Source organism: Caballeronia ptereochthonis, assembly GCF_001545075.1.
Lineage (GTDB): Bacteria > Pseudomonadota > Gammaproteobacteria > Burkholderiales > Burkholderiaceae > Caballeronia > Caballeronia ptereochthonis.
Window position 1 is genome coordinate 1 of the sequence record NZ_FCOB02000031.1, and the last position, 19,834, is coordinate 19,834.

The 19,834-nt window shown below is 63.9% G+C and carries 18 protein-coding genes and 3 pseudogenes; 13 read left to right on the forward strand and 8 right to left on the reverse strand.

The features are described from left to right. The 7 genes and pseudogenes from AWB83_RS35825 to AWB83_RS27390 all read right to left on the reverse strand — a co-directional run. Positions 1 to 92, reverse strand: a pseudogene (locus AWB83_RS35825) (electron transfer flavoprotein subunit beta/FixA family protein); the annotation flags it as partial. Between the two features lie 34 nt (positions 93 to 126). After that, positions 127 to 1,077, reverse strand: a complete 951-nt coding sequence (locus AWB83_RS27365; RefSeq protein WP_244197906.1) for an ABC transporter permease — start codon at positions 1,075 to 1,077, stop codon at positions 127 to 129. Positions 1,078 to 1,093: 16 nt separating this feature from the next. Next, the gene (locus AWB83_RS27370) at positions 1,094 to 2,593 is read right to left on the reverse strand and encodes a sugar ABC transporter ATP-binding protein (protein ID WP_087048762.1); all 1,500 of its coding nucleotides are present in this window, start codon (positions 2,591 to 2,593) and stop codon (positions 1,094 to 1,096) included. 17 nt (positions 2,594 to 2,610) lie between these two features. Then, the gene (locus tag AWB83_RS27375; RefSeq protein WP_087048763.1) at positions 2,611 to 3,630 is read right to left on the reverse strand and encodes an ABC transporter permease; all 1,020 of its coding nucleotides are present in this window, start codon (positions 3,628 to 3,630) and stop codon (positions 2,611 to 2,613) included. Beyond that, the gene (locus tag AWB83_RS27380; RefSeq protein ID WP_087048764.1) at positions 3,627 to 4,706 is read right to left on the reverse strand and encodes a sugar ABC transporter substrate-binding protein; all 1,080 of its coding nucleotides are present in this window, start codon (positions 4,704 to 4,706) and stop codon (positions 3,627 to 3,629) included. Before AWB83_RS27380 ends, AWB83_RS27375 begins: the two co-directional genes overlap by 4 nt. 105 nt (positions 4,707 to 4,811) lie before the next feature. After that, positions 4,812 to 6,485, reverse strand: a complete 1,674-nt coding sequence (locus AWB83_RS27385) for a GMC family oxidoreductase (protein WP_087048765.1) — start codon at positions 6,483 to 6,485, stop codon at positions 4,812 to 4,814. A 61-nt stretch (positions 6,486 to 6,546) separates the two neighbouring features. Beyond that, positions 6,547 to 8,055: an aldehyde dehydrogenase family protein gene (locus AWB83_RS27390; RefSeq protein WP_087048766.1), complete on the reverse strand. Its 1,509-nt coding sequence runs from the start codon at positions 8,053 to 8,055 to the stop codon at positions 6,547 to 6,549. 186 nt (positions 8,056 to 8,241) lie between these two features. On the opposite strand from AWB83_RS27390, the gene AWB83_RS27395 reads away from it, so the two are divergent. Next, the gene (locus tag AWB83_RS27395) at positions 8,242 to 8,925 is read left to right on the forward strand and encodes a TetR/AcrR family transcriptional regulator (protein WP_087048767.1); all 684 of its coding nucleotides are present in this window, start codon (positions 8,242 to 8,244) and stop codon (positions 8,923 to 8,925) included. Positions 8,926 to 8,970: 45 nt separating this feature from the next. Here the strand turns inward: AWB83_RS27395 and AWB83_RS27400 are convergent, their stop codons facing one another. Then, on the reverse strand, positions 8,971 to 10,509 hold the full coding sequence (locus tag AWB83_RS27400; protein ID WP_087048768.1) for an acyl CoA:acetate/3-ketoacid CoA transferase: 1,539 nt from the start codon (positions 10,507 to 10,509) through the stop codon (positions 8,971 to 8,973). Between the two features lie 202 nt (positions 10,510 to 10,711). On the opposite strand from AWB83_RS27400, the gene AWB83_RS27405 reads away from it, so the two are divergent. The 12 genes and pseudogenes from AWB83_RS27405 (at position 10,712) to AWB83_RS27455 (ending at position 19,645) form a co-directional block, all read left to right on the forward strand. Continuing rightward, positions 10,712 to 11,857, forward strand: coding sequence for an acyl-CoA dehydrogenase family protein (locus AWB83_RS27405; RefSeq protein ID WP_087048769.1), 1,146 nt, complete (start codon positions 10,712 to 10,714; stop codon positions 11,855 to 11,857). Then, on the forward strand, positions 11,854 to 12,645 hold the full coding sequence (locus AWB83_RS27410; RefSeq protein ID WP_087048770.1) for a 3-ketoacyl-ACP reductase: 792 nt from the start codon (positions 11,854 to 11,856) through the stop codon (positions 12,643 to 12,645). Before AWB83_RS27405 ends, AWB83_RS27410 begins: the two co-directional genes overlap by 4 nt. Before the next feature lie 7 nt (positions 12,646 to 12,652). Continuing rightward, on the forward strand, positions 12,653 to 13,822 hold the full coding sequence (locus AWB83_RS27415) for a dihydrodipicolinate synthase family protein (protein WP_087048771.1): 1,170 nt from the start codon (positions 12,653 to 12,655) through the stop codon (positions 13,820 to 13,822). Between the two features lie 2 nt (positions 13,823 to 13,824). Next, positions 13,825 to 14,244, forward strand: coding sequence for a Dabb family protein (locus AWB83_RS37765; RefSeq protein WP_087048772.1), 420 nt, complete (start codon positions 13,825 to 13,827; stop codon positions 14,242 to 14,244). Further along, positions 14,159 to 15,010, forward strand: coding sequence for a sugar phosphate isomerase/epimerase family protein (locus AWB83_RS27425; RefSeq protein ID WP_087048773.1), 852 nt, complete (start codon positions 14,159 to 14,161; stop codon positions 15,008 to 15,010). The genes AWB83_RS37765 and AWB83_RS27425 overlap by 86 nt, the downstream gene beginning before the upstream one ends. 31 nt (positions 15,011 to 15,041) lie before the next feature. Beyond that, positions 15,042 to 16,022, forward strand: coding sequence for a Gfo/Idh/MocA family protein (locus tag AWB83_RS27430; RefSeq protein WP_087048774.1), 981 nt, complete (start codon positions 15,042 to 15,044; stop codon positions 16,020 to 16,022). A gap of 26 nt (positions 16,023 to 16,048) precedes the next feature. Continuing rightward, on the forward strand, positions 16,049 to 16,348 hold the full coding sequence (locus AWB83_RS27435) for a hypothetical protein (RefSeq protein WP_244197908.1): 300 nt from the start codon (positions 16,049 to 16,051) through the stop codon (positions 16,346 to 16,348). Continuing rightward, positions 16,345 to 16,770 (forward strand): acyl-CoA thioesterase, encoded by a 426-nt coding sequence (locus tag AWB83_RS27440; protein WP_087048775.1) that lies wholly within the window; start codon positions 16,345 to 16,347, stop codon positions 16,768 to 16,770. Before AWB83_RS27435 ends, AWB83_RS27440 begins: the two co-directional genes overlap by 4 nt. Before the next feature lie 214 nt (positions 16,771 to 16,984). Beyond that, positions 16,985 to 17,077, forward strand: a pseudogene (locus AWB83_RS37890) (DUF3564 family protein); the annotation flags it as partial. Between the two features lie 180 nt (positions 17,078 to 17,257). Further along, positions 17,258 to 18,289, forward strand: coding sequence for a universal stress protein (locus AWB83_RS27445; RefSeq protein WP_087048829.1), 1,032 nt, complete (start codon positions 17,258 to 17,260; stop codon positions 18,287 to 18,289). 83 nt (positions 18,290 to 18,372) lie between these two features. Beyond that, a pseudogene (locus AWB83_RS27450) lies at positions 18,373 to 19,024 on the forward strand (SagB/ThcOx family dehydrogenase). An 84-nt stretch (positions 19,025 to 19,108) separates the two neighbouring features. Continuing rightward, complete coding sequence (locus tag AWB83_RS27455) at positions 19,109 to 19,645, forward strand: hemerythrin domain-containing protein (RefSeq protein ID WP_341866747.1); 537 nt, start codon at positions 19,109 to 19,111, stop codon at positions 19,643 to 19,645. Positions 19,646 to 19,834: the final 189 nt, after the last annotated feature.

Genomic DNA, 19,834 nt, shown 5'->3' on the forward strand with positions numbered 1-19,834 from the left:
ACGTTGGCGATATCGACTCCCGTGTTGTCCGACTTCACCCGGACCTTCACGTTGTAGTCGACCACCCTCTTGACTGGCACCAGAATTTTCATGAGCAAACCCTTCCTTCAACAGATCCTTCCAAACTCACTTGATGATCAGCACCTTCGAACGATCGAAAGCCACCGTCACCGCGACGATCAAAATCAGCCCGAACACGATCTGCTGCGCAAATACGCTGATGCCGACGAACGTCATGCCGACACGCGCCACCGACACCAGGAGCGCACCGACGAGTGTCCGGCCGATGCCGCCCGCACCGCCCGTCAACGCCGTGCCGCCGACGATCACCGCGGCGATGGCGGGCAGCAGGAACTGATCTGCCAGCGTGGGCGACCCGCTTCCCAGACGCCCCGCCATTACGACACCCGCAAGCCCGGCGAAAAACGACGACGTTCCGAACACGAGGCATTTGGTTACCGACACGCGCACGCCCGCGGCGATCGCCGCTGGCTCGCCTGCGCCGATCGCATCCGTGTGACGGCCGAAGACCGTCGAGCGATGCAGAAACACACAGAATGCGAACACCGCGATGCCCAGCAGGATTTCGTGCGGCACGCCAAACGAAGAGCCCGTGGTCCAGCCGAGCGAGGCGTTGCGCATCTCGTCGCTGATGCCGATGGAGCGGGTACCGGAGAGCGTCAGCGCAGCGGCCGAAGCGATCCCGCCTACCGCGAGCGTCGCGATGAACGACGGAATGCGCAGCACAGTCTGGATCATGCCGGAGAGCAGTCCGATGCCGAACGATGCGGCGAGCGCGACGACCGCGGCCATCGTCCCATAACGCGGCAGCAACATGGCGACGATCACGCTGGACAACGACGCCACGGCCTGCAGCGAAAGATCGATACTGCCGAGCAACACGACGAAGGTCGTGCCCGCCGCCATGATGAAGAGCGTGGAGCTGTCGGCGAGCAAGCCAAGCTGTGTCGAAGGCGCCAGAAAGCTCGGCTGCGCGATCTCGATCAGCACATACAGCACGATGAGCGCGAGAAAGGGCGCGTTGTCGCGCAGCTTTGCCGCGAGTGATGCGTTCATTTGTGGCATGTTGACCTCAGACCATGTGTTCGACGATTTCGACCTGCGACGGCTTATGTCCAACCTCGCACGGCAGGATCTTCTCGGCGCGGCCGTCGCGCATCACCATCACGCGGTGGCTGAGCCCCAGGATCTCTTCGAGCGTGTCGCCGGTCAGCACGACAGCCACACCCTCCGCCGTCAGCTCGCGGATGAGCTGATAGACCTCTTCCTTCGCGCCGACATCGAGGCCGCGCGTCGGATGATCGAGCACGAGGATCCGGCTGCCCGCGAAACGCCACTTCGCGAGTACCACCTTCTGCTGATTTCCACCCGAGAGATTGCGGCAGGACGCGTCGGGACCCGGCGTCTTGATGTGCAGACGCTGGATCCACTCGTTGGCAAGCGCGCGCTCGCTCGCCTTGCGCACGACGCCGGCGCGGCTGACCGCACCCAGGCGAGGCAACGTGAGGTTTTGCGCGACGCTCATCTGCGTGACGAGCCCCTCCACCTTTCGCTCGCGCGGAACGTATCCGATTCCCAGGGCCACTGCATGATTCGCCTGCGGCTTGAGACGCGTAGCGCCCACCCTCACCTCGCCGGCATCGAGCTTTTCCAGCCCCGCGATGACCCGGCACAGTTCCTCGCGGCCGGACCCGACCACCCCCGCGACGCCGAATACTTCGCCGCAGCGCACGTCGAACGACACGTCGTTGAGCACGTGACCCAGCGAAGCGTTGCGCACCGAGAGCGCCACCTCCGTGCGGCAGGGCTTTTGCAGGTTCTCGCGGTAATACTCGCTGTGCAGGGACCGGCCGACCATCAGCTCGTGGAGCTTCGTCACGGATGCATCGCCCGATGACATCTCCGACACGACTTTCCCATCCTTCATCACGTACACGCGATCGCTGAGCGTCAGCAGTTCATCGAGCCGGTGCGAGACGAACACGAACGATGCCCGCGACTTGAGCTCGCGCACGAGCCCGAACAGAATCTCGATCTCCCCGGCCTCGAGCACGGAGGTCGGCTCGTCGAGCAGGATGATCGGCGTACCGCCTGTCCGGCTCGCGAGCGACAGGGCTCTCGCGAGTTCCACCATCTGCCGCTGACCGAACGACAGGTCCTCGCACGGCGTCAGCGGGTCGACATCCAGATGCACTGTCGCGAGCTCCTTCTTCGCCGCCCGCTTGAGCTTGGTCCAGTTCACGCGGCCGAACGTGACGAACGCTTCCTCGCGGCCGAGGAACAGGTTTTCGGCAACCGTCAGGTTCGGCAGAATGGACTGCTCCTGATAGACCATCGCGATGCCCTTGGCCGTAGCGTCGCGCGGATTGCGGATCACGAGCGGCTTGCCGCCGAGTTCGATCTCGCCGCTGTCCTGGCGGTATGCGCCGGTCAGCAGCTTCATGAGCGTCGATTTGCCCGCGCCGTTCTCGCCGATCAGACCGACGATCTCGTTCGGCCGGACTTCGATGGACACGTCGTTCAGGGCGAGCACGCCCGGAAATCGCTTGGTGACGTTCTTGAGTGACAGCATGTCTATTCTCCTCATGCTCACTTGACGATGCGCCGGCGCGAGCGATTGAGCGCGAGGGTCACGGCGGCGATGATCAATACGCCCTGGATTCCCTGCTGCACGTAGGGCGGGACGCCGAGCAGCACCATGCCGTTACCGAGCACGATGACGATCAGCGTGCCGATCAACGTATTCATCGGGCTGCCATTGCCGCCTGCCAGCGACGTGCCGCCCACCACGATCGCGGTAATCGCCACGAACAGCTGACCATCGGCGATACGTGCATGCCCCTGCCCGTATTGCGCGACGGCCAGGATGCCCGCCACGCCGTAGAACGCCCCGGCCAGCGCGAAGACCGCGATGCGCACGCGTGAGACTCTCACCCCGCTCAGGCGCGCCAGATCCTCGCCGCCGCCGATCGCCAGGGTATGACGGCCGAGCAGCGTGTGCTTGTAGACGAACCACGCGATTCCAAGGACCAGCACCGCGATCCACACGGACAGAGGCAACCCGAGGTAGCGCGTGATCGAGATCGCGCGCAGCGAGGGGTCGCTCACACGAATCGTGTTCCCGGACAACCACGCAGTACCGATTCCCGTTGCGACGAAACCGATCGCCAACGTCGTGATGAATGAGGGAATGCGCAGGAACACGTGCAGCACGCCATTGACGAGGCCGAGTACCGCGCCTGCGGCGATCGCCACTGCCAGCACCCATAGCCCGAAGTGGTTATCGTTATACGAGTTCTCGACGAGCATCGACACCGCAATCGCCGCCACCGCGACAATGCCTTCCGCCGAAAGGTCGATGCTGCCCAGTTGAATCACGAACGCAGCGCCCAATGCAATGGTGAGGGGAATCGCGGCACCCACCGCGATCCGCGACAGGTTCATCGGATCGAAGAAATCGTGGTTCAGCGCGCCGATGCAAAGACCGAGCGCCACCAGCACCAGCAGGGGCGCAAACCGTCGCACGAGCGCTTGCTTCGATTCCATCCTGGTCCCGGTTGTTGTTGTGGGTGCGGCCTGCCGGGTGGGCGCTACGGTCAGCTTGTTCATCGATACACCACGGGACCCGCGACGCGGGCATAGAGGTTGTTCCAGTCGCCATTTGGCGCAATCGCGCGCTTCAGGACGTCCTGCACATTCGCCTTGGTCACGAACGTTGCCTTGCAATACGACTCGCGCCGGTCCTTGGGCAACGTGGCCACGTCGATCTTCTTCTCCTTCGCCTGCAGACCCATCGACAGGCCGATCCCGCCCAGCCAGTACGGATCCCAGTCGACCGACGCGATCAGCTCGCCAGCCTTGATCGCGCTCAGTCCGGGCGGCGTGCCGTCCATGCCGGTCACCGGCATCTGGCCGGCGAGACCTTCGGCGCGCAGCGCCTCGATTGCGCCAAGCGCCATATCGTCGTTCGCGGCCCACACACCCTTGATCTTCGCGTTGAAGCGCGTCATCCAGGCTTGCATGATCGGAAACGCCTTTTGCGAGTTCCAGTCGGCGACCTGGAAGTCGAGGAGTTGAATGTCGGGAAACTTCTTCAGTGCCGCATCAAGGCCGGCCTTGCGTTCGATTGCCGGCACGTTGCTGAAAATGCCGCCGAGCGCGACGACGCCGCCCTTGCCGCCCATCGCCTTGAACAGTTGCGAGGCGGATTCCTCGCCATATGCGACACCGTCGTACGAAAGATGTGCAACGTAGTTCGGGTTGAAGTCCCACGGATGCAGATCTTTGGGCTTGTTCCAGATGGTCGTCACGAACGCGCCCGCCTTCGAGCACGCCTCGACGATCACGCGCGCGTCGGCCGAATCGTTCGGATCGACGTTGAGCACGAGATTGCCCCCCGTTCTTTGCAGCAGCGCACGAATATCGGCAATGCCCTTTTCGGAGCTTCCTTCAGTCGTGAGCGGCACATACGGCAAACCCACGCTCGCGGCGAAGCTCTGCGCACCCTTGTTGAAAGCCGCGTGGTACGGGTTGGTGAGCGACCGGAAAGAACAGGCCAGGGTGGTCTGCCCTGCGCCGAACGACAGGCCCGAGATGCCGCCGCCGGCCACGGCAAACGCGGCCCCGGCGCCGAGCTTCATGAAGTCCCGGCGGGAAACGGCCGAGCGGTGATCTTGTCTGGACATGATGTCTCCTACGAATGACTGCCCATTCACTTTATAAATAGACAGATAGTTATTAACGCTTGCTGGAAGGCCAGGTTGAGCAAGGTCTCATTCAGGCGCTGCCTCTTACACGAGCGTCGCCGTGTTGTCGCGCAACGTGCGACCGGAATACGCGGCCAGCTGACCCGCCGCCGGCAACTGAGCCGCCACGCGCCCACGAATCAGATCCGAGGCCTTCTCGGCGATCATCAGCGTCGGTGCGTTGGTGTTGGAGCTGACGATACGCGGCATCACGGACGAATCCGCGACCCGCAGACCCTCGATGCCGCGCACGCGCAACTCCGGATCGACCACCGACATCTCGTCCACGCCCATTTTGCAAGTCCCGACGGGGTGATAGCCCGTGCGCCCGTAGTGCTTCGCATACTCCTCGTATTGCGCCTGCGTGCGTACATCGCCTCCCGGGAAGTGCTCGCTCTTGATGTACTTGGAGAGCGCGTGCTGGCTCATGATTTCGCGACTCTGCCTGATCCCTTCCACCGCCACCTTGAGGTCGTATGGATCGCGAATGTAGGCAGGGTCGATGATCGGTGCGTCGGCGGGGTCGGCGCTGTTCAGCGTCACGCTCCCGCGGCTGTTCGGGCGCAGGAAGTAGGAGTTGAGCGTGCATCCGGAGCCTGAAGGCACCGGCGGCACGCCGGCTTCCACGCCCGCGCCCGGCAGAAAGTGGAACTGAAGATCCGGGGTCGGCACATCGCTGCCGGAGTACCAGAACGCCCCGCCCTCGGCGATGTTCGATGTGACGGGTCCCTTGTTGAAGATTTTGTATTCGAGCCCGGCGAGCAGCATCATGTGTTTCTTCGCGTACTTGTCGAGGCTGTAGGGACCGTTGAGCTCGTACACGATATCGATGTCGAAATGGTCCTGCAGGTTCGCGCCCACGCCATCGAGCGCATGCACGGGCCTGACGCCCGCGCGCTCGAGATCGGCCGCGCGACCGATGCCGGAGAGCATCAGCAGCTTCGGCGATCCGATCGCGCCCGCCGTCACGATCACCTCGCGCTCGGCGCGTGCAACGGCGACGTTCGAGCGCGCGTGCTGTTCGGCGAATTCGACGCCCACCGCGCGGCCATTCTCGATCACGATGCGCGACACCAGGCAATTCGTCTTGACGGTCAGGTTGTTGCGCGAGCGGGCCTGCTGAAGATAGCCGACCGCAGCGCTGCAACGCCGGCCACCGCGCTGGGTGACCTGATAGACCCCGACACCTTCCTGCTGCGCACCATTGAAATCGCTGTTATACGGCAAGCCTGCTTCCTGGCCGGCCAGCACGAAGGCCTTGGTCAGTTCGTTGACGCTGATGAGATCGGATACGCCCAGCGGTCCGCCGACGCCGTGATACTCATTGCACAGGCGCTCGTTGTCCTCCATGCGGCGCAGATACGGAAGCACTCCGTCACGAAAGCCCCAGCCCGTGCATCCGTCGCGTTCCCAGCCGTCATAGTCGGCTGGCTGGCCGCGCGTATAGACCATCGCATTGATGGAACCGCCGCCGCCCAGCACGCGCGCCTGCGCAAACGGAATCTGCCGGCGTTGCGTTTCCGCCGCCGCCACGGTGCGATAGCCCCACGTCAACGGCCCGCCCGTCATCTTGAAGAAACCGACGGGCATATGGATGTAGGGGTCGGTATCGGCGGGGCCCGCCTCGAGCAACAACACCCGGCTGCCGGCGTCTTCGGTCAGACGCGCCGCCAGGGCGCAGCCTGCCGGGCCACCACCCACGATCACATAGTCATACATTGCTGTCTCCGATTCTGCGTTTCACACGGTTCTTCACGACCGCTTCCGTTGGAAATGCCGCTCACGCAATCCAGCGCGGCCGGTTGCCGAGCTGAACGTGCACGGACTTCAATTCCGTGTACTCCTCGACGCCATAGCGCCCCGTCTCCCGGCCGACACCCGATTGCTTGACGCCGCCGATCGGCAGCTCGGGGCCGCCAGTGATCGTGCAGTTCACCCAGATGCGTCCGGCCTGCACATCGCGAAAGCTCTTGCACGCGCCTTGCAGATCGCGGGTCCAGATGCTCGCCGCGAGACCGTACGGCACGCCGTTCGCCAACTGGATCGCCTGCTCGAAGCTGTCGAACGCGGTGACCGACAGGACCGGCCCGAAGATTTCTTCCTGCGCGAGCGCACTGCCGGGCTGCACGTTGCGAAACACCGTCGGCTGGATGAAAAAGCGCTCGCCTTCATTGCTGGCGGTGCCGCCGCAGACGAGTTGCGCGCCATCGCGCGTGCCGGCGTCGATGAAGCCGCGAATCTTGTCGAACTGACGTGCTTCGACTATGGCGCCGACGTGATTGGACGCATCGAGCGGATCGCCGACGCGCACTTTTGCAAGCACGGCCTGCACGCGCTCGACGAGCTCCTGTTCGACCGACCGGTGCACGATGAGACGGCTGCCCGACACGCAGCACTGCCCCGCGTTGAAGGCGATGCCAAACGCGATCGCGTCGGCGGCGTCGTCGAGATCGGCGTCGGCGAAGACGATCTGCGGATTCTTGCCGCCCAGCTCGAGCCCGACCTTTTTCATGTTGCCGCCGGCAGCGGCAAGCACCGAACGACCCACCGGCGTGGAGCCGGTGAACGAAATCATGTCGACGTCCATGTGCTCCGCAAGCGCCTGGCCGACCACCGAGCCAAGCCCCGTCACCACGTTGACCACGCCATCGGGAAGCCCCGCCTCGGTGAGCAGCGCGGCAAGCTTGAGCGTCGTGGTCGAAGTCAGCTCCGCCGGCTTGACGACCACGGTGCATCCCGCCGCCAGCGCGAACGGCAGGCGTTCAGAGAGAATGAAGAACGGAAAATTCCACGGCGTGACGATACCCACGACGCCAACCGGCTGCCGCAGAACCAATCCGAACATGTCGCGGCCGAGCGTGTCATGCGAGTCGCCATGCACGACTCGAGCGAGGCCCGCCGCATATTCCCAGATACCGGCCGCCGCGGTGACTTCGCCACGCGACTGGCCGATCGGCTTGCCGCTTTCGAGCGTTTCGAGATACGCCAGCGTCTCGACATTGTCGCGAATCGATTGAGCCGCTTTCAGCAGGACCGCCGCGCGTTGCTCACCGGACAAACGCGACCAGCGGCCATCGTCGAACGCGCGCCGGGCGGCGGTCACTGCAACATCGAGGTCGCCGCCCGATGCACGCATCGCGGCGGTGACAGGCACGCCGTGCCCGGGGCTCTTGCGCGCGACCCATTCACCCGTGCCGCCACGATAGTCCTTGCCATCAATGAACATCGACGTGCGTACCGGCTCGCTCGGCAAGCGCCGCGACGCCGCCAGTTCACTCAAGTTCTCCATACCGCCTCCAAAATAAGCCTTGCATGGCGATACCCGAAGTCATCGGACTTCTGGCATCGACATCGTGTTTTTCCGGCGCCCATTCTGCACCACCCGGTTACTTCCTGACGACGGACAATCTGGTTTATAGTCACCGGCATGGGCGCGGGCCGACGCGCGCCCCAAACCCTATCTCCCGACAAGCACATGACCGTAGCCACCACTGCCCAGCGTCGCGCGGCGAAACCCGAACAAACGGGTGTCACGCGCCAACCCAGACAGCGTGACCCCGAGGTGACGCGGGCTCGCATCCTCGAAGCCGCGAAAAAGGAATTCTCGAAGTTCGGTCTTGCCGGAGCCCGCGTCGAAGCGATCGCGACGCGCTCCAAAGCCAACAAGCGGATGATCTATCACTACTTCGGCAGCAAGGAGGAGCTCTTCGTCGCCGTGCTCGAAGATGCCTACGCCGATATCCGCTCGGCGGAACTCAATCTGCATCTCGATCATCTTTCGCCGGAGGAGGCGCTCGTTGCCCTCACCACCCATACGTGGAACTACTACCTTCGCAATCCCGAGTTCATGACGCTCGTCAACAGTGAGAATCTTCATAAGGCACGTCACGTAAAGAAGTCTCAGCGGTTCAAGGAGCTGCATCACGATTTCATCTCGATGTTGCAGCGCATACTCGATCGCGGCGTCGAAGCCGGCGTGTTCCGAAGCGGCGTCGATGCGCGGCAACTGCATATCACCATGGCCGCGATCGGCTACTACTACCTCACGAACCGGTTCACGAGCGGTGTCATCTTCGATATCGACTTCATGGACAAGGCCGCCCTGAAAAGCCGGCTCGACTTCAATATCGAGACCATCCTCCGGCTCGTGCGTCCCTGAACGCTCTGGCGCGGGGAGCGCACAGCAGCCGCTCCCCGCGCCACGTCAAGCAACCTTCTCGCGGGAAGCAGCGCTCCTCGTCCGAGCCAGCAATGCCTCGTCGACGAGCGGGCGAAAAGCCATTCGCACCAGCACATCGCGCTCGACATCGACGCCTTCCGCGACTTCGATCAAGCGCACTCCTTCTGCCTCGAGTCGAAACACCGCGCGCTCGGTCACGTACAGCACTTCCTGCCTGCTTCGGCGCGCCTGCTCGCCGCTGAAGGTTACGTGCTGCACGCGCTCGACGAGCTTCGGCACACTGCCCGGCGAGACGATGTTCAAACGCGCCCCAACCTGTTCAACCGCGAGACCCTTTGCTTCGAAACTGCCGCAAAACACGATCTTTCGTGCGCCCTGCGTGATATCGATGAAACCGCCCGGCCCGACCACCGTCGAGCCGAGCTTCGACACGTTGATGTTGCCTTCGCCATCCATCTCGCCCATACCCAGGAAAGTGACGTCGACACCGCCGCCGCTGTAGAAATCGAACTGATCGACACTCGACAGGATGGCGTCCGCGTTGCGCGCCGTGCCGAACATGGGACCATCGAGCATCGCGCCGTTGTGGATGCCCTGCTCGACCGATCCCCAGAAAGTGCCGAGCCGCCCCTGTTCCGCCAGCAAGGCGGGGATGCCGCCGGGAATGCCGAAGCCGAAATTCGCCGACTGCCCGGCATGCAGCTCGGCCGCCGCGCGCGCGGCAATGATGCGGCGGATGCCCGTCGGCACTTCGTAGAATCCCTCGCCAATGGCACATGGCGCCTCGCCGCTGAGCGCCGGATCGTAATCCGACACCACGCATTGCACCTGCTCTGGCGCTTCGACGAGCGTATCGACGAGGATGCCGGGAATGCGCACGAGCCGCGCCGGCACGTAGCCGGCAGGCTCGCGCTCCTTCACCTGCACGATCACGCGGCCGCCGCAGTTATGGGCCGCGAGCGCCGCGGCGTAGACGTCGAGATCGGCGGGCTCGCGGCGCAGCGTCACGTTGCCGCTCTCATCGGCCGACGAGCCTCGCACGATCGCGAAATCCACCTTGAGCGGCTTGTAGCGAAGGTATTCCCGCCCATCCAGCTCGATCAGCTCGACCAGGTCCTCGGTTGCACGATCGTTGATCTTTCCGCCGTCCAGGCGCGGATCGACGAAGGTACGCAAGCCCACGTGCGTGACCAGACCGGGCCGGCCGGCGCCGATTTCCCGCAGCAGCGTCGAAATCACGCCAGCCGGGAAACTGTAAGCTTCGAAGGCGTTGTCCCTGGCCATCTGCTGCATCGCCGGCGCCCAGCTCCAGTGCCCGCCGATCACGCGCTTGACCATGCCGGGATGGGCGAAACGCCCAAGCCCGCTACCCTTGCCGTCGCCGATGCCGAGCGCGTGCACCAGCGTCAGGTCGCGCGGATGTCCGGTCTCGAGAAAACGCTGTTCGAGCTTCGCGAGCACGGCATCCGCCTCGAGCACACCGCCACCGTTACTCGCCAGCGCGATCGTCGCGCCGTCGAAAATCTGCTCGACCGCGTCAGCAGAAGCCGCCCACTTGTTCACTACACCCTCCTTTCAGATCGGCCGCGAAACCCATTGACAGCGGCCATTCGTTGGTCTTAAATAACCCACCAGATGGTTACTTGTTGCGAATGTTGGCACACGAAACATCTGAATTCAAGCGGTATTGAGCGGCGTTCGGGTTTACCTTCACGACGCGCGGCACCGCAAAAAAACCAGGTCGACCAATACCCATGGAGACAGCATGAAGCTCTCAGAAACGCACGAGCAAATCCGCGACACGACACGGCGCTTTGCACAGGAAGTCATTCGGCCTCTGGCTGAGGAACTGGATCGCGAGGAGCGCTTTCCGGCGGAGATTTACAGGCAGATGGGCGAGCTTGGCCTGTTCGGCATCACGGTGCCGGAGGCGTTCGGCGGCGCCGGGCTCGACGTCACCGCCTACGCGCTCGTGATGGAAGAGTTGTCGCGCGGGTACGCGTCGGTCGCCGATCAGTGCGGCCTGCTCGAACTGGTCGGCACACTGCTGAGCGTGCATGGCAGCGAGGCCCAGCGCGCGAAATACATGGAGCCGTTGTTGCGCGCCGAGCTCCGGCCGGCTTACTGCATCACCGAGTCGGACGCGGGCACGGACGTCTCCGGCATCCGCACCACCGCGACGCGCACCGCCGACGGATGGGAACTGAACGGCGCCAAGCTCTGGATTCACAACGCACCGGTCGCCGATCTGGCCTTCGTGCTGGCGCGCACCGACCCGGCGGCGGGCAAGCGCGGCATGAGCATCTTTATCGTCGACTGTCATCTGGCGGGCGTATCGAAGGGCCCGAAGGAGCACAAGATGGGGCAGCGCGCCTCGCAAGTCGGCGAGCTGCATTTCGATCGCGTGACATTGCCGCACGACGCCTTGCTCGGACAGGAAGGCCGCGGCTTTCACATCATGATGAGCGCGCTCGACAAGGGCCGCGTCGGCATCGCGGCGCTGGCCGTCGGGATCGCGCAGGCGGGGCTGGAAGCCGCGCTGGAGTACGCGCAGACGCGCAAGCAGTTCGGCAGCCATATCGCCGAATTTCAAGGAATCCAGTGGATGCTCGCCGACATGGCGAAGGACATTCAGGCTGCGCGCTTGCTCGTGCACGACGCGGCCGAACGTCTCGAAGCCGGCGACCGCGCGAGCATCGCCTGCTCGATGGCGAAATGCTTCGCCGGCGACACGGCGGTCAAGCACAGCGCCAACGCGGTGCAGATCTTCGGCGGCAGCGGCTACATTCGCGGCTACGAGGTCGAGCGGCTCTATCGCGATGCGAAGATCACGCAGATCTATGAAGGCACGAACCAGATCCAGCGCACGATCATCGCGCGCGACCTGATCGCCAACGGAGCATCGTTATGAGCGCGCGCCCTGTTGCACGTCCCATTGCACTCGTCACCGGCAGCCGGCGCGGCATCGGCCGGGCGATCGCGCTCGAGCTCGGCCGCGCCGGGTTCGATGTGGCGCTCACCGATGCGGTAGCGTCCGACGAACTCGCGCAGACCGCCGCCGGGGTCGAACAGACTGGCGCCCGCGCGATCGCGGTCGTGTCCGATCTCGCCGACATCGACTCGCATCAGGCCACGCTGCTCGATGTCGAAGCGCGGCTCGACGGCCCGATCGATTGCCTCGTGAACAACGCGGGCGTATCGGTGATGTCGCGCGGCGACCTGCTCGATGTGACGCCCGAAAGCTTCGATCGCTGCATCGCCGTCAACACGCGCGGCACGTTCTTCCTGACCCAGACGTTTGCGAAGCACTTCCTCGCCCGCTCGCGAAAGAGCCTCGCGCCGCATCCGAGCATCATCACGATCACCTCGTCGAACGCGGTCGCCGCCTCGCCCTTGCGCAGCGAATACTGCGTGTCGAAGGCCGGCCTGTCGATGGCGACCACCCTCTTCTCGCTGCGTCTCGCCGAGCATGGCGTCAGTGTCTATGAGGTGCAGCCCGGTTTGATCGAAACGGAGATGACCGCCCCGTCCCGCGCCCGCTATGACGTGCAGATGGAACAGGGGCTCACGGCCATCAAGCGCTGGGGTGCCCCTCAGGAAGTGGCGACCACCGTGCGCACGCTCGCGACAGGCGGCCTGCCCTACAGCGTCGGACAGGCCATCCGTGTCGACGGCGGCCTCCTCGTGACCAAATACTGATACGCATATGAACCTGACACTGAAGCTGCCGACCGCCCTCGGCACGATGGACAGCTATCGCCTGCAAGGAAGGCCGCTCGACGTTCGCGCACCCGCCCGGGCGTTCAACCGGATCGCCTATTCGGCCGCTCATGTGGTGGCCGATCCGCTGCGCGCCGGCGAACTGAACGCGGCGCCCGCAATCGACTGGGAGCGCACGCTCGAATACCGTCGCTATCTGCTCGAGCAAGGGCTAGGCATTGCCGAAGCGATGGACACCGCGCAACGCGGCATGGGTCTGCCCTGGCAGAGCGCGCTCGAGTTGATCGCGCGCACGATCGAAGGCACGCGCGATATTCCCGGCGCCCTGATTGCCTCAGGCTGCGGCACGGATCACGTCGCGCTGAATTCGGTCACGAACTGCGATCAGGTGATCCGCGCCTACGCTGAGCAACTCGAAGCCGTGCAACGCGTGGGCGGACGCGTGATCCTGATGGCGAGCCGTGCACTGGCCCGGGTGGCGCGCTCGCCGGACGACTATCGTCGCGTCTATCGCGAAGTACTGGCGATGTGCGATCAGCCGGTCATCCTGCACTGGCTGGGCGAGATGTTCGATCCGGAGCTTGCCGGCTACTGGGGCGCGCCGGACTACGAGAGCGCGGCGCAGGTCTGCCTCGACGTGATCGGCGGCAGCGTCGATCGCGTCGACGGCATCAAGATATCCTTGCTCGACGACGCCAAGGAAATCGCCTTCCGCCGCCAGCTGCCGCGCAGCGTGAAGATGTACACCGGCGACGATTTCAACTATCCCGATCTGATCGCGGGTGACGACGCCAGGTATTCCCACGCGCTGCTCGGCATCTTCGATGCGATCGCGCCGGCCGCGTCGCAGGCGCTTGGCGCGCTCGCCGCCGGCGATCTCGACACCTTCCATGCGCTGCTCGCGCCAACGGTGCCCTTATCGCGCCACATCTTCCGGGCGCCCACGCAATACTACAAGACCGGTGTCGTGTTCCTGGCTTATCTGAACGGGTTCCAGGACCACTTCTTCATGCTTGGCGGCCATCATGGCATGCGCCCGCCCGCCTATCTCGCGGATGTGTTCCGCCTCGCCGATCAGGCGGGCCTCCTGCGCGATCCGGCCGATGCACTCTCGCGCATGCGCCGTGTCATGACGTCGCTCGGCTGCGGAGAGTGACGATGACCAGCGCCAAGGGGCCGGTGCGGCACATCGTGCTATGCCGCTTCCGCAGTGAAGTGGCGGCTGCGAGCCGCCTCGCCTTCTTCGAGCAGATCAGGCGGCTCGCCGAAATTCCCGGCATCGCATTCACGAACTTTCAGTGCGGACCCAACGTCTCGCCGGAAGGATACGGCCTGAACTTCGGCGATGGCTTCATGATGGATTTCGCGAGCCGCGACACATGCTTCGCCTACCTTGCGCATCCGACCCATCGCGCGATCGGCGCGCGGCTCATCGAAGCGCTGGAAGGCGGCATTCAAGGACTGCTCGTCTTCGATATCAATCTGGACAATCATGAGAAACCTGACGGGAAGACTCGACCTGTGCTCCATCAACACCGCGACGCTCGGTCATCGCGAACCGCTCGGCCGCACGATTGACCGTATCGCACGGGCCGGGTTCGGCGGCATCGCGCCGTGGCGTCACGAAGTGGAGAAAGCGGGCGTCAAAGAGATCGCAAAGCAGATCAAGGCGCTCGATCTGACTGTCACCGGTTATTGCCGCTCGACGTACTTGCCCGCATCTACACATGCACAATTCGTGGCAAACATCGAAGCGAACAAGGCCGCCCTGCGTGACGCCGCGATGCTAGGCGCGAAATGCTTCGTGATGGTGGTCGGCGGTTTGCCGGAAGGCAGCCGCGACTTGAGCGGCGCGCGCGCGCAGGTCCGCGATGGCATTGCGGCGCTGCTCGAAACGGCTCGCGATTGCGGCGTGCCGCTTGCCCTCGAGCCCCTGCATCCGATGTATGCCGCTGACCGCGCCGTGCTCAACACGCTGGCACAGGCGGTGGATATTTGCGAAGCGCTCGATCCCGGGGGCTCCGGCTTTCTTGGCGTCGCCGTCGACGTCTATCACTGCTGGTGGGACCCTGCCCTTCAGGCATCGATCGCGGCGGCTGGCGGCGCCGATCGCATTCTCGCCTACCACGTGTGCGACTGGCTGCGCGAAACCCGCGATCTGCTGCTCGACCGCGGCATGATGGGCGACGGGGTCGTCGATCTGTCCGCAATGCGTGAAGGCGTCGAAGGGGCGGGCTACGATGGGTTGGTCGAGGTCGAGATCTTTTCGAAAGAGAACTGGTGGCGACGCGATCCGGATGAAGTGCTTCGCGTGTGTGCCGAACGGCTTCAGACCGTATGTTGATCAACGCATCGAACCACACGAGGAAAAGGCAATGAGCGACATGATCCGATGGGGCGTGCTCGGCGCGGCGAGAATCGCCGACAGTTTCGTCGTGCCCGCAATCCAGCGATCGAGCAATGGACGCGTGGCATGCGTGGCCGCGCGCGATATCGAGCGTGCAGCCGCGTTCGCTGCGAGACACGGCATAGCGGACACATGCGCGAATTACGATGAAGTCATCGCGAACGATTCGGTCGATGCCGTATATATTCCATGGCCCACGGCCAATCACTTCGAGTGGTGCAAAAAGGCGCTTCTTGCCGGCAAGCATGTGTTGTGTGAAAAGCCGATCGCAATGACCGCCTCCCAGGTCCGCGAACTGATCGCGATTCGGGATGCGACCGGGCTCTTGTGCGGCGAGGCGTTCATGGTCGCGCACCATCCGCAATGGGCATTCGTGCGCGAACGTATCGCCGACGGATCGCTCGGCGATCTCGAACTCGTCGAAGGCTCCTTCACCTACTTCAACGACGATCCCAGGGCGCTCAAGAACGATCTGGCGCTTGGCGGTGGCGGCGTGCGGGACATCGGCGTCTATCCGGTCGTGACGACGCGCATCGCGACCGGCATGGAACCGCTCTCGGTGCGCGCGGACATCGCGATCGACCCGCGCTATGGCACCGACAAGCTCGCGATCTGCGATCTGACCTTTCCCGGCTTCCGTCTGAACTTCTATTGCGGGACCCAGCTCGCGCGACGTCAGCACATGACTTTCCACGGTTCCAAGGCCTGGCTTTCGCTGGATGCGCCGTTCAATCCGGGCGCGTATGCCGAGGCGAGAATCAGGATTCGCTCCGATTCCAGTGGAAAAGTCGAGACTCTCGATTTCGGCAACGTCGACCAGTATCAGTTGATGGTGGAGAATTTCGCCTCGGTGCTGCTGGGGCATGGCAAGTCAATCGCATTTTCGCTCGAGAACTCGCTCGGCAACCAGCTCGTCATCGATCGGATCCTGGAGCAAGCGAAGTGTTAGTGTCCGTTATCAAAACCGAAGCACGCGTGATCGACGTTCAGAAACTTCGAGAGGCGCGCGCACTGGCCGCCGCATGCGCCAATGCCGAGGATGCTTCTGTATGGCGATGGTTTTCCGCACTAATGGAGGGCGGGAAGATTCGCTGGTGTTTATCGGACGATGGCTGGCGCGTCAGCGTCAACCACCGGCATGTAGCGACCGCCATGTCTTTCGACGAGGCGATTCGAACAGCGAAGGCACGATCGGACTTCTTGCTGCGTGACCTCGACCCGAGGCACGACCGTCCGGTCATCATGCGTCAGTCGTCAGAGAGGTCCAAACCATGACGACAAGCAAGGCATTCCACTGCGACAAGATCGTGCGATTCCAGCACTGTGATCCCGCGGGAATCGTGTTTTATCCGCAGTACTTCGTCCTGTTCCATGAAGTGCTCGAAGACTGGTTCAATGACGGATTGGGCGTCGACTATGCGCGGTTCATCGGGGCCGAGCACCTTGGCATTCCAACGGTCAGCATCCACGCCGATTTTGTCGCACCAAGCAAACATGGGGACACACTCCGATTTGGCCTGCGGGTGCTGGACATCGGAAGAAGTTCGGTCAAGCTGGGCATCACGGCGTGTGTCGGCGCGGAGCTACGCGCAAGGGTTGAACAGACCGTCGTACTTTTTTCGCTGAAGAATCGATGCAAGGTCGCGGTGCCGACAGCCCTCAGGGAACAGATGCTGAGGTTTGCAACCGATGAATGAGGTTCCCGCAGCCTTTTCAAGAGCTGGCGACTGTCATTGACATCTCCGGCCAACGAAGTTGCCGCCTTGCCATTCCACGTCGCCCGACATCGAATCGGCTTTCGGCACGGAGCGTGCATTCATTGACCCAGGTCATGCATGTCTCTCGCGCTTCGGATCAAGCTTTCTGCTGAGCCTGCCCGACGATCCGGGCATGATTCGACGAAGAGCATTCATGCGCATCACTGTTCACCTCGACACGTTCGACCGCGTAAGCCCCCGCGCCTACGCGATTCTCGAACTCGACAAGCCCTCGAGACCCTGGATCCCTGCGTCGGACGCCGTCCAGCATTGCATGCTCCGCGGCGCCGTGCGTGATTCATCTCACGACGACGCTTCGACTCCCGGAATCGGCGTGATCTGGATCAAGCGTCTCTCACGCGATCCGCGGCAACATAGACGCATGTCAACGCAAGGAAGCAACGCCGCCGCGCTTGCTCCATGTCCGATGGAATCGATCCAGCCAACTGCCCCGGCGTATCGCCCGCGCAGAGTACTCATCGCAGTCGATACCTCGCCTGCATCGGAAAACGCGCTCTCTTACGCGTGCAAGCTCGTCTCGGCCGAAACGTCCGTGCGCATCGTCAGCGTGGTCGAGGACCTGAACGTGCCGCTTCCGCTTCCCGACACGATTCCGCGGTCGCTCGAGGCAGTCCACAAGGGCCTGGTGAGCGATGCCCGGGACATGCTGCACCACGCCCGGACGAAGTTCGTCGAAGCCGGCGCTAGCGTGGACACCGAGCTGCTCGATCTGTCGGCGCATGGCGGGGACGTCGTGCATGCGATCGCCGACACAGCCGGACACTGGAACGCGGAGTTGCTCATCATCGGTGCGCGTCAGCATCATGGATTGTTGCGCTGGGTGGAGCACAGCGTAGCGGAGCCCCTGGCGAGAAACGTCAGGCTGCCCATTCTGATCGTTCCGGAGTCGTTCGAATCGCCTCTTTCGGACGGGCCGCGACGCATTCTCTTCGCTGTCGACGGCAGCACGGAAGTGCTTCCGGCCCTGCGCCTCGGCGCGAGGTTCTGCACACCCGAAACGCACGTCCGCGCGATCTACGTCATCGACAAGGCCGCGCGCTTCGGCAACCCGCTGCCCTTTGCCCTGCTCGAGCAGGCATTCGTCGAAGAAGGCAAGTCGGCCATCGCCATCGCGCGACGGGTGCTCGATCACGTTCCCGGCGAGAAGACGACCGAGATCGTGAGCACGAACCAATGCAGGGACGACATCGCCCACACCATCGTGCGCGAGGCGAACGCATGGCGCGCCGACCTGCTCGTCATGGGCACGCATGGCCGGCGTGGCGCCGCGCGCTGGCTGCTCGGCAGCGTGGCGAGCCGGGTGGCGCGCATCACCCGCACGCCGCTGTTGCTCGTCAATACAGCGTTCGACGAGCATGCGCGTCGCGGTGCGTCGGCACGCCCGGAGCAAGCCCGGTCAGGCACGCCACTCCGTCCGCGCGCCGACCACGAGGACTGATCCAGATCAATCGCCCGCTCGCGCAGGGGGAAGAATCGGCTCATTCCCGCGCATCGATCGCTCGCGTCGGCGAGCATGCAGCCATGATCAAACCGCTCTTTCGAATCGGCTCGGTGTTGAACGCGCCGGCGCCGCGTCCGCTGGACGTCACGCCGCCCGCCGTCATCCCGCTGCCACGGCCGCAGCGCTTCGGCGGCATGCCGCTGCTGGATGCGCTCGCCGCGCGGCGTACGTCGCGCAACTTCTCGCCCGATCCCATCGATACCGTCGTGCTCGGCGAATTGCTGTGGGCCGCCGACGGCATCAACCGCGATGCGGACGGCGGACGCACCGCTCCCTCCGCGCTCGGCGGATACGAGATCGATATTTACGTGCTTCTCGCCACCGGGTCGTATCGATACGACGCGATCGAGCACCGTCTCATGCTCGTGGCGCCGTTCGACTTGCGCGACCACGGGCTACCAGGACTTCCTCGCCCATGCGCCCATCGATCTGGTCTATGTCGCCGATCTGAACCGCATGCAGGAGGTGCCGGCCCGCCAGCGCGAAAGCTTTGCGAGCGCCAGCGCCGGCGCGATCTTGCAGAACGTCTATCTGTATTGCGCGTCGGCGGGTCTCGCGGTGGCCGCGCGCGGCTGGATGAACCGCACGGCATTGGCCGTCAATCTGAAGCTGCCGGTCGGATCCAGCACGTTGCTGGCGCAAACCGTCGGGCACTTCGCCCGCGACCAGTGAACCGGGGAGCAATCCGTTCAATTCGGGTAATGCCATGAACGACACGATAGAGCACACTGCATTACGCATCACCAACGCCTTGCCGTGGTCACGACGGCCATGCTCGGCTTCGTGCAGACGCTCTGCGACGGCGGCCCGGTGCCCGATCCCATCGTGCTACGCGCGATGCTCTACTACATACGCGAGTATCCGGAGCAGTTCCATCATCCATTCGAAGACCGCTACTTGTTCGCCGCATTACGCCACCGTACCGACAATCTCGACGACGTGCTCGACGAACTGCAATGCGAGCACATCGAAGGCGACGTGCGCCTGCGCAATCTGGAGCATGCGCTCACTCGCTTTGAACTGAAGGGCGAGGCGGTTCTGCCCGGCTTGCGCACGCTGATGGAGCAATACGTCGCGTTCTGCGCGAACCACAGGCGCGTGGAGGAGACGCTCATTCTGCCCGCCGCCGGGCGCCTCCTTCCGGAGCGCGACTGGGCGCAGCTCGACGCGGCGCTGGAGAATCGCTCGGACCCGTTCGGCGAAGCGACCTTCGAAGGCGAGAGCCTGGAGAGCCTGTATCGCCTGGTTGCCCATGCGGTGCCCGCGCTCGGCGAAACGAGGCAGGACACATGAGCGCGACGCGCGATCCGGCGAACGCTCCCATGTGCGGCGACTCGGAGGCGCGGCGACAATGCCCCGTACGCATGCGCCGGCTTCTCGCGCGGCGGACCTTCGCGAACATCGCTCGAACGATTGCCGAACTCGCATGGATGAGCGCGTACGGAAACTGCCTCGCGTCCGGCACGCCCGAACCTGCGCGTC

Coding starts and splice junctions, on each gene's coding strand:
- AWB83_RS27405 (WP_087048769.1), top strand. CDS start 10,712: ATGAAGCTCTCAGAAACGCACGAGCAAATCCGCGACACGACACGGCGC.
- AWB83_RS27370 (WP_087048762.1), bottom strand. CDS start 2,593: ATGCTGTCACTCAAGAACGTCACCAAGCGATTTCCGGGCGTGCTCGCC.
- AWB83_RS27385 (WP_087048765.1), bottom strand. CDS start 6,485: ATGTATGACTATGTGATCGTGGGTGGTGGCCCGGCAGGCTGCGCCCTG.
- AWB83_RS27445 (WP_087048829.1), top strand. CDS start 17,258: ATGGAATCGATCCAGCCAACTGCCCCGGCGTATCGCCCGCGCAGAGTA.
- AWB83_RS27395 (WP_087048767.1), top strand. CDS start 8,242: ATGACCGTAGCCACCACTGCCCAGCGTCGCGCGGCGAAACCCGAACAA.
- AWB83_RS27415 (WP_087048771.1), top strand. CDS start 12,653: ATGAACCTGACACTGAAGCTGCCGACCGCCCTCGGCACGATGGACAGC.
- AWB83_RS27410 (WP_087048770.1), top strand. CDS start 11,854: ATGAGCGCGCGCCCTGTTGCACGTCCCATTGCACTCGTCACCGGCAGC.
- AWB83_RS27375 (WP_087048763.1), bottom strand. CDS start 3,630: ATGAACAAGCTGACCGTAGCGCCCACCCGGCAGGCCGCACCCACAACA.
- AWB83_RS27425 (WP_087048773.1), top strand. CDS start 14,159: ATGAGAAACCTGACGGGAAGACTCGACCTGTGCTCCATCAACACCGCG.
- AWB83_RS27430 (WP_087048774.1), top strand. CDS start 15,042: ATGAGCGACATGATCCGATGGGGCGTGCTCGGCGCGGCGAGAATCGCC.
- AWB83_RS37765 (WP_087048772.1), top strand. CDS start 13,825: ATGACCAGCGCCAAGGGGCCGGTGCGGCACATCGTGCTATGCCGCTTC.
- AWB83_RS27390 (WP_087048766.1), bottom strand. CDS start 8,055: ATGGAGAACTTGAGTGAACTGGCGGCGTCGCGGCGCTTGCCGAGCGAG.
- AWB83_RS27365 (WP_244197906.1), bottom strand. CDS start 1,077: ATGAACGCATCACTCGCGGCAAAGCTGCGCGACAACGCGCCCTTTCTC.
- AWB83_RS27440 (WP_087048775.1), top strand. CDS start 16,345: ATGACGACAAGCAAGGCATTCCACTGCGACAAGATCGTGCGATTCCAG.
- AWB83_RS27380 (WP_087048764.1), bottom strand. CDS start 4,706: ATGTCCAGACAAGATCACCGCTCGGCCGTTTCCCGCCGGGACTTCATG.